The organism is Streptomyces sp. ActVer, assembly GCF_027270795.1.
Taxonomy (GTDB): domain Bacteria; phylum Actinomycetota; class Actinomycetes; order Streptomycetales; family Streptomycetaceae; genus Streptomyces; species Streptomyces umbrinus_A.
This window is the reverse complement of sequence record NZ_JAPWHT010000290.1, coordinates 1-13,220: the sequence shown is the minus strand read 5'-3', so window position 1 is coordinate 13,220 and position 13,220 is coordinate 1. Positions and strand designations below refer to the sequence as shown.

The window sequence follows — 13,220 nt, the reverse complement described above, 5'->3', positions numbered from 1 at the left end:
GTCCTGCTGATCGGGGCCGTCGGCGCGGTCAGCGTGGTCGCCATCGGGCTGCTGCCCGAGACGGTCCTGCTGGTGCGGCACCCGTGGCGCTCCCGCACCGGGGGCGGTCTCCGAAGGGTCTCCTGCGGAGCCGTACGCCTCGCGCGAACCGGCCTTCTCCACGGGAGCCTCCTCCAGGACGGGCAGTGGTGGTGAGTATTTCGGCCGGGGTCCGGAGCGACCCCGACAGAACAGGGTAAACCTCGATCGTATCGGGTAAGGTAAGCCTTACCTGCAACCGATCACGGAACGGGGCCCCCGCATGTCCGCTCCCGCCCCGGCCGAGACCTCGCCCGGCGCAGAAGTACGCCCGGTCGGCTCGGCCCTCACAGCGGCGTACACGCGGATGACCGAGGTGCTCCCGGCCCTGGGCGTCACGGAACTCGCACCGCACGAACCGGCCCCGACGGGCGACCGGTGGATCTCCGTCGCCGGGCTCGCGGAGGGCGGGGCCGGTCTGGACGCGTTCCTCGCGTGGGACGACGACCAGGTGCTCACGGACCACGGACGGCGAGGCCGTCCGGACGTGATCGCCGGCTTCGGCCTGCACCGTTACGCCTGGCCGGCCTGTCTGCTGATCACGGTGCCGTGGTTCCTGCTGCGCCGGGTGCCCCGCTTTCCCGTGGAGCACGTCACGTTCCAGCGCATGCCCGGCAGCATCGCCGTACGCGTCGGTGAGTTCGCCTGCCTGCCGGACGACCCGGCGGCCTCGCTTCCCGGCGCCCGAGTCGTCCCCGACGAGGAGGCCCTGCGCACGGCGGTCCGGGCCGCCGTGGCCGAGCACCTGGAACCGGTCCTCGACGGATTCGGCCCCCGGACGCGACGCCGGGGCCGTGCCCTGTGGGGCATGGCGACGGACGAGGTCGTCGAGAGCCTCTGGTACGTCGCCGGGCTCCTGGGCGAGCAGGGGCGCGCGAGGGAGGAGCTGGAGCGGCTGTTCCCCGGCACGACCCGGCCGTACGTCGGCACGGCCGGCTTCCGCGAGGTGACCGGTTCGAACGGCGAGTGCCTGTCCACCCGCGACCGGGCGAGCTGCTGCTTCTACTACACCCTCGACGCCGAGGACACCTGCGCCAACTGCCCGCGCAACTCCGAGGCGGTCCGTGTCGCGAAGCTGACGGCGGAGGCCGCCGCGGCGGGCTGATCCCGCGGCAACAGGCTGACTCCACGTCACGTAAGATCAACTCGCCACGGATCCGGGCACCTTCACGGCGGCCCGGCCGAACCCTTTGATTACAGTCGATTCACAAAGTCCTCACTTGCCGCAAGAACTTTCCGTGGAACCACCCGTAAGGGTAATCTAACTCGAACTCAACTCCCGCTCCTCAAGCGGCAGTTCGAGGAGAATGCCGTCCTCGCGCATACCCTTGCACTCCCTTGGCGGCCTCTTGCCCCGAAACCCTCTGAGGACGCACGGGATTGGGCCACTATGGCGGGCGTTACGCCCTATCCCAATGCAAGGGACCCCAGATGAGACTGACCGACATATCGCTGAACTGGCTGCTTCCCGGCGCCGTGCTGCTCCTGGGCCTGCTGGCGGCGGTTGCGGTGCTCGCGCGTGGCAAGCGCGCAGGGGAGAAGACCCACGCCGACGATTCGTGGGAGCGCACGGAAGAGCGCCGCAGGCGCAAGGAGGCCGTCTACGGCATCGTCTCCTATGTACTGCTGTTCTGCTGCGCCGCGGTCGCCGCCGCACTCTCCTTCCGCGGCCTGGTCGGCTTCGGCGAGCAGAATCTGAACCTGTCCGGCGGCTGGCAGTACCTGGTGCCCTTCGGCCTCGACGGCGCGGCCATGTTCTGCTCTGTACTCGCGGTGCGCGAGGCCAGCCACGGTGACGCGGCGCTCGGCTCCCGGATACTCGTGTGGACGTTCGCGGCGGCCGCCGCCTGGTTCAACTGGGTGCACGCCCCCAGGGGCCTCGGCCACGCGGGCGCCCCACAGTTCTTCGCCGGCATGTCCCTGTCGTCCGCCGTCCTCTTCGACCGCGCGCTGAAGCAGACCCGCCGCGCCGCCCTGCGCGAGCAGAACCTGGTGCCCCGGCCGCTGCCGCAGATCCGGATCGTACGGTGGCTGCGTGCCCCTCGTGAGACCTTCGCCGCCTGGTCGCTGATGCTCCTGGAGGGTGTGCGCACCCTGGACGAGGCGGTCGACGAAGTGCGCGAGGACAAGCGGGAGAAGGAGCAGAACCGGCAGCGTCGGCGCGACCAGGAGAAGCTGGACCGTGCCCGCCTCAAGGCGATCACCCGCGGTCACCGCGGAATGATCGGCCGCGGCGGCGGCCGTCAGGCGGAACTCCAGCAGGCCCCGGCGGCCACCCAGGTCGCCGCGGAGCCTGCCATAGCAACGCCGGAACTACCGGCACGCGCCGCCCGACCCTCGTTGCAGCCCGTCCGCCGCGGAACTGAGTCCGCGACGGTCGATCTCACCGCGGAGGACGACACAATGGCGCTCCCTCGTCTCGACTCCCTTGAGCGGAAGCTGAAGGACCTGGAGCAGCAGTTCGGCTGATCCGGGCCGGGGCCTCCCGAGGCCTCAACTCTGGACGGGGGCACGGCAGTTCATGCCGCGCCCCCGTCCAGTTTCATGTCCGCGCCCGGGCCGGTCCCACATGCCTGCACTGCCCAGGGTCAGGTCGCCGGCCCATCCGGATTCACGCCACTCCCCCGTCCAGCTCGAACCACACCACCTTCCCCACGCCATGGACCCGGACGCCCCACGCGTCCGCGAGGGACTGCACCAGGATCAGGCCTCTGCCGTGCGTACCGTCGTCGGCGTTCGGTACCCGCAGTCTCGGCCTGCGTCCCACGAAGTCCCTCACCTCCACCCGGAGTCCGCGCGGGCCGACCGTGGCTGTCAGCAGCGCGTCATGGTTGGTGTGGACGAGGGCGTTGGTGACGAGTTCGCTGGTCAGTAACTCCGCTATCTCGGATCGGCCGGGCCGCCCCCAGTGGGCGAGCAGGTCCCGCAGCGCCCTGCGGACCTGAGGCACCGCCCGGAGGTCGCAGCGCCCGAGCCTGAGCCTGAGTTGCGGAACGCCGTGCTGGTCGGTCGTTCCGTCCGCTGTGTCCCCCGCCGTCGTGGTCGTCTGTACCGTCTTCGCCGAGAAGGCCCCGGATACAACGGGACCGCCTCCTCGCACCTGCCTCTTCATGACCCCCGCCCGCACGCCGCTGTCGATTCCCCTCCTGGTCGAACACCTTCACGGAATGCATGCCCCGGCCCGGATCACGACACTCATGTCGAATCGTCAACCACCCCTGATACGTCCGGAGATGCCCTGCTGCCGTCCGGAAAAGTCCCGCACCGAACCACCCGCCCGAGCCTTCGGAGGGGCCGCCGCACCCGCCGGACGATCGCGGGTGGACAGCTGACCGGAGCGCGCCCCGACAGCCGCTGGAGGCGCAGGCGCCCCGGGAGTGGCGGGCTGCCGGGTGAAGGGGCTGCCCCGTACGCCGGTTCGGGCGTGACCGCAAAGGCTCACCGGCGCGATCACGTGTGATCACCGCATCCTCACGGTCCTCGCGCGCGATGAGACGGGCCGGTACAACTGCCCGTGGGGCCGACGGCCGGCCCGGCCGTACCGAATTCCGTCGCGCCTACGGTCCCGGGTGCCGAGCGACCACCCGCGATCGGCCCAACTACCGACTCCTTACTGCCGATCCGGCCGTACTCGACCGAGCCGCGTGGCAGTTCGAGGGCCGGCCGCAGTCAACCTGACATTCGTCAGGACCGGTCGCGCGCTTCTCTTCCTAGGGTTCGAGCAACTCGGACTCCTCGGAGTAGAACAACCATGCGCAGAATCCTTCGCGGCGCCGCCGCACTCGCTCTCGCGACCGCTGCCCTGACTGCGGTCGGCACGACGGAGGCCCAGGCGGCCGACGAATGGGCCGGCTGCCCGTACGGCGCCGTGTGCGTCTACCCGCAGAACCAGAACCCCGCCGTCAGCCCGAGCCACGTCTACTGGACGTACGGCACGCACAACCTCCAGAACCAGTTCGGCAGTCACTGGGTCCTCAACAACCAGTACGACGGTGCGCTCGCGATGCTGTGCTACAGCAGCGGGACGGACTGCACGGCGGACATGCTCGCCGAGGGCACGGGTGTGTACGCCGACCTCACGCCGATCAACTCGATCTACCTCAGGCCGCACCTGGACTGACCCGGCCTGCACCGTCCGCCGCCCGAAACCCGGCCGGCGCGGTCCCTGCAGTCGTCGGGGCCGTGCCGTTCCTCCAGGGGGAGACAACCACCATGCACCGCACCGCGCGCCTACGCGGAACGGCCGGACACGTGTGGAGAACACTTCTCGCGTCCGCCGCCGCACTTCTGATCCTGACCTCCGGCGCGGCCACACCGGCCACCGCCGCCGTCCAGGCACCCGCCGCCGCCCAGATCCCCGACGGCGTCACCGCCGGGGTCGCCGTCTTCGACCGGCAGACGGGAACCTTCACCGAACAGGTCAACGCAGGCACGCCCTTCCGGTCCGCCTCCGTCGTCAAGCTGCTGCTGACCCTGGACTTCCTGTGGAACCGCGGGCCGTCCTACGTCATCCCGGCCGCCGACCGGGCCCGGCTGGAACCCATGCTGCGCAGCAGCGACGACGACGCGGCCAACTACTACTGGTCCAACTACGGCGGTTCGGCGATCATCGACCGGATGGTCGACCGGCTCGTCCTGACCGACACCGACGGGCCGCCCGTCGGCTACGAGGGCTACTGGGGCTACACCGCCCTGTCGGCCCGCGACACCGTGAAGATCTACCGCTACATCCTGGACACGGCACCGGCCCCCGTGCGCGACTTCGTCATGGGCAACCTGCGCCAGTCCACGCGCTGCGCCTCGGACGACTTCGACCAGCACTTCGGCATCGCCGGGGCGTTCGACCGCCCCTGGGCCGTGAAGCAGGGCTGGGCGGGCTCCTCGTTCCCGGAGGGCACGTGCTCCTCGTCCGCCGCGGCGACGGCGAAGACGGCCACCGCCCCGAATGCCTCCGCCGCGGAGGGTCGCGCCGCGGCGGACGTGAACCTCACCCGCCCGGCGCTGCACACCACCGGCACCGTGGGCGCCGGCGACCGTACGATCGTGGCGGTCCTGACGCTCCATCCGGAGGGCACCTCGTACGGCAAGGCCTACACCGACATCGGCCGGCTGACCCGCTCCCTGAACGTGCCCGGCGGGGTACGACCGACGGGCAAGTGGTACGGAACCTGGAGCGAGCACGTGAACGTCCGCCGGGACCCGTCCACCGCCAACCCGCCGATGACCCAACTGCCCGCCGGGGTAGAGGTGTTGGTGGGCTGCCAGAAGCAGGGCCAGACCGTCAGCGTGCCGCCCTACACCAACGACTGGTGGGCGTATCTGCCCCAGTACGGCGGCTACATCTCCAACATCTACATCAGCTCGCCCGACAACCGGCTGCCGGACGTGCAGGACTGCGCCAAGCCGTAGCCGAGGCATGAGTCAGTGAGCCGGGACCGGTCGCCTGCCGGGTCCCGGCTCACCGGATGCCGGATCACCGCTCGTAGTCGGCGAGATAGCGCATCACCTTGTCCACGTGCGGCCGCACGCGCTCCGGGACACCGCCTTCCTCGATGACCGTGCGGTCACTCGTGCGGTAGCCGGCCACGACGAGCTTGACGAGGTCCTTCTCCGGCAGCCCGGCCTCCTTGAAACGCTGGTCGAGCCAGCACACGTACAGGCTCATCGTCGAGATCGCGTCGGGCGGGGACATGTGGTCCTTGTCGCCGTCGCCGTCCCCGTCCACGGCCCAGGCCCGGAACACCGAGGGCGTCCACATCGCGATGCCGAACTCCTCGGAGGCCGGGCGGGCCGCCTTCGCGTCGAACCCGCTCTCCGCCTTGAGCATGGCGGCGAGCACGATGGGGGTGATCTCCTTGTCGGTACAGCGGCGTGCGGCCTTCACGATGACCGGGCGCAGTGCCTTGGGCACGTCCGAGTCCGGCGGGATCTCCCCCGCGGCCACCGCGACCGGACTGCCGGTGGCCGTGGGCGTGGCGGAGGTGCCGGGGCCACCCTTGTCGTCGGCACCGCCGTCGTCCCGCAGCAGGAGCGCACCGGTCACGGCGGCGCCCACCAGGACGGCCGCGACGACCGGCACCAGCCGCCGGCGACGGCGGGGCGCACCGGAGAGCTCGTCGACGCGGGCCTTGAGGACGTCGGCGGTGTACTGGAGACGCGTGGCGTGGTCCGAGGACAGACAGTCGGAGATCAGCCGACGTCTGCTCTCCTCGATGTCGGCGTCCAGCCGCAGTGGTGCGGTCCCGCGCGCGTAGGCCTGGGCGGCGAGGGAGCGGGCCCTGGCGGTGGCCCCCGGGAACGGGTGCAGCCCGCCCGTGAGCACCTGGTGGGCGAGGACGCCGAAGGCCCAGATGTCGGCGGTCGTCCGGACGACCGTGCCCCGCGAGTCGGTGCGCTGCGACCACCACTCGGGCGGCAGATGGTCGAGCGTGCCGAGCGGCGGCATGTGGGCGTGGGTGCCCTCCAGTTCCGCGGCGACCCCGAAGTCGGCGAGCCACACGTCGCCGTCCGCACTCAACAGGATGTTGGCCGGTTTCAGATCGCCGTGCACCCATCCGGCGCCGTGCATGTGCGCGAGACCGGCGGCCACCGAGCGCAGGACGCGATCCGCGCCGGGGACCGGCCGACCGGCCTCGGTCGCGTCGAGCACGTCCTGGAGGCTGCGCTCGGCACGGTCCATGACCAGGGCGATCGCACCGTCCAGATCGGGATGGTCCGGCGCCTCGACGGTGCACACGGCATGCGTCCGTACGAGGTTGGGGTGGTCCGCCTCCCGGCTGAACCGCACTTCGCGCTGGACGAGTTCACCGAGGGCGGCCCGCTGTCCCGGAGCCAGGGCGTCGGTGCGCAGCACCTTCACCGCGACCGGGGTGCCGTCGGCGACGGAACGGGCCTCGTGGACGGTGCCCCAGGCGCCGGATCCGATGGGCGCGCCGAGCTCCCAGCCGTCGATGCGGAAGCCGACAGGGAGGTGTGCTGAGGGGCCTGTGCGGGGGGTCAATGCGGGGCCTTCTTCGAGGGGCGGAGGCGGGTGGGAGCCTTCCGCACTGGACGACGGTGTCACGCGGGAGCTTCCTGTACGGGACGTCGGCTCGCCGTACGGCGCGGGAGCAGGGCGAGGTGCTCCTCGCGCACCAGGCCGAACCGGAGCGCCGACGCCACCAGTCGGGCGCGCTTGGCGCCGGTGCGGCCGCCCTGCTCCCCGTCCATGTCTCCCTGGTCCAGGCGCAGTTTCGCGAAGGACAGGTAGTCGATGTGGTAGTTGACCGCCGAGCGGGACAGATCGCGGCAGGAGTCCAGTGGACGCAGCCGTTCCGCGATCTCTCCCGCGCCGGGGAGCGTCGTGTCCGAGGGCTCGCGCAACCGCGGCTCGCACAGCGCCACCAGGACGAGGAAGTACTTCGACGTCTGGTCGAGGGCGAAGGGGTTCACGGTCTGGTCACCGGCGCCGGGCAGGGACCGCTCGTCGAGGTAGGCGTGCTGCGGAGCGAACACCTTGAAGTCGACGGTTCCGTTCAGTGCGGGCAGCACGACGCGGGAGAACTCGAAGGGCACCGGCGCGCCGAGGCGGCCGGGGGCCACCGTGATGTACTCGCCGGCGCCCTCCAGGTTCTCCACCACATAACCGGCGGCCCGGCTGAAGTTGGACAGCCGCCAGTAGTCCTCGGCGGCTTCCAGCCGTCCGGCGCGCCGTGAGACGCCCGGGTCGGCCAGGACGACCGCCAGGTCCGCGGCACCCTGCCCGCCGCGCCCGAAATCGGCCATGTCGCCGGGCCCCAGGTGCAGCAGCCCGGGTCCGCGTCGGTCGTGCTCGTCGTCCGCCCACGACGGACCCGGTAATTGGACAATGATCGTTTCCACGACGGCTCTCCCCCGATGAGGTCGCGAGGATTGTAGTGCGCAGATCAACCACGAGCACCGGCGGCGGCCAGTTCTCGCCGGGATGTCTCGTACATGCTTCTCGCGCGCTCGTACGTGCTTCTCGCGCGGTGTATCGGTCTGTTGCGCGGTGTCGCCGGGTGTCGCTCGTTGCTGCTCGTGCGAGGAGCCGCCCTCTCACACCCCCGTCGCGGGAGGGCGGCTCCGGCACTTTTCCCCCCGGATGCGGTCAGTAGAGCTTGTTGACCGCTGTGGTCGTCGTCTTCTTGAACGCCTTCACCGGCGCGTCGGAGAAGTCACCCATCTGACCCCAGCGCACGAGGGTCACGGCCCGCCCGTCCCGGCCGACCGAGTAGAGGTTGATGTCGGTGGCGCCCCAGGACGTCTCGGTGTGCAGGCCGTAGGCGTGGGCGCCCTCCTCGACCGACAGCTTGCCGTAGTCCTTCAGCGCGGCCTCGGTCTCCGGGTCGGACTGCTCGATGCGCGTCGCGCACGCCCGGATGTCCTTGTTCAGCCGCGTGGCCAGGGCCTTGGCCTTGGCGCTGGTGCCGACGACGAACGTGAGCTGCTGGGCGTTGGTTTCAAGGTCGGTCCGGAAGTCGCGGTACCGGGAGTCGTAGCCCGGCAGGGTCTCCTCGATGCAGAACCTGACCTCGTCCGGCACGCCGTCCGTGACCTTGCCCGCCGTCCAGGCGGACGTGGGGTGCGGCGGCAGCTGCGAGGCCGACAGGAACTTCGGCCATGCGCTCGTCTTCGCCTTCACCTTCGCCGAGGCGTTCGTGGAGGCGTGCTTCGAGGCGCTCGTGTCCTTCCCGGTGGCGTCGGCCGGGCCGGCGAGCACCGCACCGAAAGCGACACTCGTGGCGACGAAGGTGGTGAGCGAGGCCGCTCGGGTGCGCTTGGACATGGGTCCCCCTGTGTATGAGTGCACGATTGATCTGCGCGGGTCGGTGAAGTGAGGTGCAGGCGGGAAGGATCCGCGTGCACGGGTGTCGACGCCGGTCCCGGTCGTGGGCTGCCACCGGGTGGTCGGTCCGGCGGCGGTCGGTGCGACACCAAGAGCATCAGCCGTCACTCGGGGCCTGCGCAACAGTCAACGCCGGATCCGCGACGGTGGAACCATCCCAGGCCATCTGACGTGCAGGTATATGGAGTGCCTGGGATGCCCTCCCGGGACGGCAACCGCCCCTTCGACCAGGGGGCCACGACGAGAAGCACGGGGGCACGGTGTCGACTCGGGACGACGACGTCGAGGAGTTCGCGGCACTTCTGAGGCGCTTGAAGGCGCGCACGGACCGCAGTTACGGCGCCCTCGCGCGCCGGGTGAACATGAACACCTCGACGCTGCACCGCTACTGCGCCGGTGACACGGTGCCGCTCGACTTCGCACCCGTGGAGCGGTTCGCCGCACTGTGCGGGGCGACACCGGCCGAGCGGCTCGAACTGCACCGCCTCTGGATCCTGGCGGTGGCCGCGCGGCAGAGACCGCGGACGCCGGGTGCGACGGAGAGTCCGGAGTCTGATCCGGAGCCGCAGTTGGAGCCGGATCCAGCCGCGGCTTCAGCTTCGGCTCCGGCTCCGGTGGCCGACGCAGCGGACGCCGAGCCCGTGGCAAGCGACGGGCCAGAGGGAGTCGGCGGCCCCGACGGAAGCCGGGGTCCCGAAGAAGACGGCGCGTCGGAGTCTGAGTCCTCGGACGCAGAGCCCGAACGCGTATCGAGCGTGCCGACCGTTTCCAGTTCCTCCGGCGGCTCGGGTCCGCGCCCCCGCCGGGCCTGGTACCGGCGGCGGGTCACGGTCACCGCCGCCGTGGTGACGGTGCTGCTGGTGACGCTGGGCAGCCTGTCCGCGCTGTCGGACGACCGTCGGTCCGACGACGCCTCCCGGAACGTCGGCCCGAGCGAGGGCCCGACCTCGACGACTGCCACCGGCGACCCACGCGACCGCCGGTCCACGAGCCCGTCGCCCAAGTCCTCCGGACCGTCGTCGTCCTCGCCGTCGCCCGACGGCAAGGGAAAGGCGTCCACGCCCCCCGGCAAGGGCGGCGAGCCGTCGGGGAACGCCGGCCGGCCGAACGGTTCCGGCTCCACCGGCCTCCCGCTGACCTGGACCGCGAACTCGCACGGCTGGACGTTCGACTGCGGCCACGAGTACGTCGTCGACAAGAAGCCGGAAGATGTACCACCGCCTCCGATCACGCAGGACGCCGCACGGTGGGCGGCCACGCAGAACGCGGTGCACGGGCGCGAGACGATCGTGAAGATCTCGGTACAGGGAAAGTCGTCCACCGCCGTCGTCCTGGAGGCCCTCCGGGTACGGGTCGTCGGGCGCTCGACCCAACTGCGGGGTGCCGGCTACTCCATGGACGAGGGCTGCGGGGGCGCGATCACCCCGCGCTCCTTCGCCGTCGACCTGGACAAGGACCGGCCCATCGCACGTGCGGTCCCGGGCGGTGACGTCGACGGGGCGATCCCCGCGATGCGTATGCCCTACCGGGTGTCCGCCGAGGACCCGGAGGTGCTGCTCGTCAACGCACGGACGAACTCCTGCGACTGCCGCTGGTACCTGGAACTGGACTGGTCGTCCCAGGGACGCACCGGCACGATCCGTGTCGACGATCACGGCAAGCCGTTCCGCACCAGCGGCGTCGAGGGGCTCCCGCGCTACTGGTACGGCTCGGTCGGTTCGGACCGCCAGTGGGTCCCCCGCACCGACTGAGTCACGGCGTCCCGATGCGGCGTCCTGAGGCGGCTGCCTACGGCCGCGGCACGTTGCGCAGGTTGGAGCGGGCCATCTGCACCATCCGGCCGACTCCCCCGTCCAGCACCATCTTCGACGCCGACAGCGCGAACCCGGTCACCATCTCCGCGCTGATCTTCGGCGGGATCGACAGGGCGTTGGGGTCGGTGACGATGTCGACGAGCGCCGGGCCCTTGTGCCTGAAGGCGTCCTTCAGCGCGCCCGCGAGCTGCTTGGGCTTCTCGACGCGTACGCCGTAGGCACCGCAGGCGCGGGCGACGGCGGCGAAGTCGGGGTTCTTGTTGGCGGTCCCGTACGAGGGAAGTCCGGCGACCAGCATCTCCAACTCGACCATGCCCAGGGAGGAGTTGTTGAAGAGGACGACCTTCACCGGCAGGTCGTACTGGACGAGGGTGAGGAAGTCGCCCATCAGCATGGAGAATCCGCCGTCGCCTGACATCGAGACGACCTGCCGCTCCCGGTCGGTGAACTGCGCGCCGATGGCCTGCGGCAGCGCGTTCGCCATCGAGCCGTGCGAGAAGGAACCGATGATGCGGCGGCGGCCGTTGGGAGTGATGTAGCGGGCCGCCCATACGTTGCACATGCCGGTGTCGACCGTGAACACGGCGTCCTCGTCGGCGAGTTCGTCGAGGACGGAGGCGACGTACTCGGGGTGGATCGGGACGTGCTTCTCGACCTTCCGCGTGTACGCCTTCACGACGCCTTCGAGCGCGTCGGCGTGCTTCTTCAGCATCTTGTCGAGGAAGCGGCGGTTGCTCTTGGGGCTCACCTTCGGGGTGAGACAGCGCAGGGTCTCCTTCACGTCGCCCCACACCGCGAGGTCCAACTTCGAGCGGCGGCCCAGGCGTTCGGGCCGTACGTCGATCTGGGCGATCTTGACGTCGTCGGGCAGGAAGGCGTTGTACGGGAAGTCGGTGCCCAGCAGGATCAGCAGGTCGCACTCGTGGGTGGCCTCGTAGGCAGCGCCGTACCCGAGGAGTCCGCTCATGCCGACGTCGTACGGGTTGTCGTACTGGATCCATTCCTTCCCGCGCAGGGCGTGCCCCACCGGGGACTTGATCTTCTCTGCGAACTGCATGACCTCGGCGTGCGCGCCTGCGGTGCCGCTGCCGCAGAAGAGGGTGACCTTGTCGGCCTCGTCGATCATCGCGGCGAGCTTGTCGATCTCCGTGTCGCCGGGGCGGACGCTGGGGCGGGAGGTGACGAGGGCGGTCTCGACGGGCTTGTCGGGGGCGGGCTGGTCGGCGATGTCGCCCGGCAGCGTCACGACGCTCACGCCGCTCTGTCCGACCGCGTGCTGGATGGCGGTCTGGAGCAGCCGGGGCATCTGCTTCGAGTTGGAGATCATCTCGCTGTAGTGGCTGCACTCGCGGAACAGCTGGTCGGGATGCGTCTCCTGGAAGTACCCGAGGCCGATCTCGCTGGAGGGGATGTGTGAGGCGAGGGCGAGGACGGGGGCCATGGAGCGGTGGGCGTCGTAGAGGCCGTTGATGAGGTGGAGGTTGCCCGGGCCGCAGGACCCGGCGCAGGCGGCGAGCCGGCCCGTGATCTGGGCCTCCGCTCCCGCCGCGAAGGCGGCCGTCTCCTCGTGGCGGACGTGGATCCAGTCGATGGCCGAGTTGCGTCGGATGGCGTCGACCACCGGGTTGAGGCTGTCGCCCACGACTCCGTACAGGCGTTTCACGCCCGCGCGGACGAGGATGTCGACGAACTGCTCGGCGACGTTCTGCTTGGCCATGAGTCACGCGCCCCTTAGCTGTCTTCGGCCGACTTCCTGCCTTCGGCCGACTTCCGCTGTCACAGGTTCCCTTTCATGTCCCATGAATTCACAGCGGGCGCGGTTACGCCTCCCAAACGGCCGCGGCTGTCCGGTCGTCGGCGTATCCCTTGACCCGTACCAGGGTGTCCGCGAGGAACGCCGCGAGGCCGGGCGGATCACCGTCCGACCAGCGGGAGGTGAGGTGCTCGACCAGGGCGGGTTCGCCGCGCAGGGGTTCGGCGAGACCGCTCGTGCACAGCAGGAGCGTGTCGCCCGGGCGGGCGACGGAGGCACGGAAACGGAACGGGTCGCGGGGCGGCGGTTCGGGGGCGGGTTCGTACGGGCTCGGGGGTGTGGTGATGCCGAGGTCCATGGTGAGCCGGTCGCCGTCGGGGGTCTCGTGCGGCAGCGATCCGAAGCCGACGACGGCCTCGCCCGCGGTGTCGGCGACGTGCGGCTCGATGTCCTGCCACTCGCCGTCGCGCAGCCGGAAGAGGCCGCCCGCTCCGACGCCGAAGAAGACGCGCGTGCGGCACTCGGGGTCGGCGGGGAGGAGCAGGCAGCGCAGGCTCGCGGTGTACTCCTCCGGTTCGATGCCCTGCTCGGCGGCGGTGGCCCGCAGTTTGCCGAGGCTGCGGTCGGTGAGCCGGTGCAGTCCCGACTTGAGGTCGCCGCGCCGGCCGGCCCTGATGTCCTCGGCCAGCCGCGCGTGGCTGCGGCCGACGGCCCGCCCGATCCACTGGCA

12 protein-coding genes are annotated in these 13,220 nt (G+C 70.7%); 6 read left to right on the top strand and 6 right to left on the bottom strand.

Features of this window, described 5'->3' with window-relative positions; translation table 11 throughout:
- The 3 genes from O3Q52_RS35310 to O3Q52_RS35300 all read left to right on the top strand — a co-directional run.
- Nucleotides 1-195: hypothetical protein (locus tag O3Q52_RS35310; RefSeq protein ID WP_269652713.1), on the top strand; the 195-nt coding region annotated here is incomplete at its 5' end.
- Nucleotides 196-301: 106 nt separating this feature from the next.
- The gene (locus O3Q52_RS35305; RefSeq protein WP_269652712.1) at nt 302-1,183 is read left to right on the top strand and encodes a (2Fe-2S)-binding protein; all 882 of its coding nucleotides are present in this window, start codon (nt 302-304) and stop codon (nt 1,181-1,183) included.
- Nucleotides 1,184-1,509: 326 nt separating this feature from the next.
- Entirely contained in the window at nt 1,510-2,547 is a 1,038-nt protein-coding gene (locus O3Q52_RS35300; protein WP_269652711.1) for a DUF2637 domain-containing protein, read from the top strand.
- A 142-nt stretch (nt 2,548-2,689) separates the two neighbouring features.
- On the opposite strand, the gene O3Q52_RS35295 is transcribed toward O3Q52_RS35300, so the two are convergent.
- Nucleotides 2,690-3,190, bottom strand: coding sequence for an ATP-binding protein (locus tag O3Q52_RS35295; RefSeq protein ID WP_269652710.1), 501 nt, complete (start codon nt 3,188-3,190; stop codon nt 2,690-2,692).
- A 639-nt stretch (nt 3,191-3,829) separates the two neighbouring features.
- Between O3Q52_RS35295 and O3Q52_RS35290 the strand changes: the two genes are divergently transcribed.
- Both O3Q52_RS35290 and O3Q52_RS35285 read left to right on the top strand, forming a co-directional pair.
- A complete protein-coding gene (locus O3Q52_RS35290) occupies nt 3,830-4,198 on the top strand; it encodes a hypothetical protein (protein WP_269652709.1) in 369 nt (122 codons plus the stop codon).
- Between the two features lie 92 nt (nt 4,199-4,290).
- Nucleotides 4,291-5,487, top strand: a complete 1,197-nt coding sequence (locus O3Q52_RS35285; RefSeq protein WP_269652708.1) for a hypothetical protein — start codon at nt 4,291-4,293, stop codon at nt 5,485-5,487.
- Between the two features lie 64 nt (nt 5,488-5,551).
- Here the strand turns inward: O3Q52_RS35285 and O3Q52_RS35280 are convergent, their stop codons facing one another.
- From O3Q52_RS35280 to O3Q52_RS35270, 3 genes are all read right to left on the bottom strand, one after another.
- On the bottom strand, nt 5,552-7,078 hold the full coding sequence (locus tag O3Q52_RS35280; protein WP_269652707.1) for a serine/threonine-protein kinase: 1,527 nt from the start codon (nt 7,076-7,078) through the stop codon (nt 5,552-5,554).
- A 59-nt stretch (nt 7,079-7,137) separates the two neighbouring features.
- Entirely contained in the window at nt 7,138-7,938 is an 801-nt protein-coding gene (locus tag O3Q52_RS35275) for a serine/threonine protein kinase (RefSeq protein WP_269652706.1), read from the bottom strand.
- A gap of 247 nt (nt 7,939-8,185) precedes the next feature.
- On the bottom strand, nt 8,186-8,863 hold the full coding sequence (locus tag O3Q52_RS35270) for a hypothetical protein (RefSeq protein ID WP_269652705.1): 678 nt from the start codon (nt 8,861-8,863) through the stop codon (nt 8,186-8,188).
- 320 nt (nt 8,864-9,183) lie between these two features.
- Between O3Q52_RS35270 and O3Q52_RS35265 the strand changes: the two genes are divergently transcribed.
- A complete protein-coding gene (locus O3Q52_RS35265; protein ID WP_269652704.1) occupies nt 9,184-10,674 on the top strand; it encodes a helix-turn-helix transcriptional regulator in 1,491 nt (496 codons plus the stop codon).
- A gap of 37 nt (nt 10,675-10,711) precedes the next feature.
- Here O3Q52_RS35265 and O3Q52_RS35260 read toward each other — a convergent pair whose 3' ends face one another.
- Complete coding sequence (locus tag O3Q52_RS35260) at nt 10,712-12,454, bottom strand: pyruvate dehydrogenase (RefSeq protein ID WP_269652703.1); 1,743 nt, start codon at nt 12,452-12,454, stop codon at nt 10,712-10,714.
- Between the two features lie 103 nt (nt 12,455-12,557).
- A partial coding sequence (locus O3Q52_RS35255) for a protein phosphatase 2C domain-containing protein (protein WP_269652702.1) occupies nt 12,558-13,220 on the bottom strand: 663 nt, incomplete at its 5' end.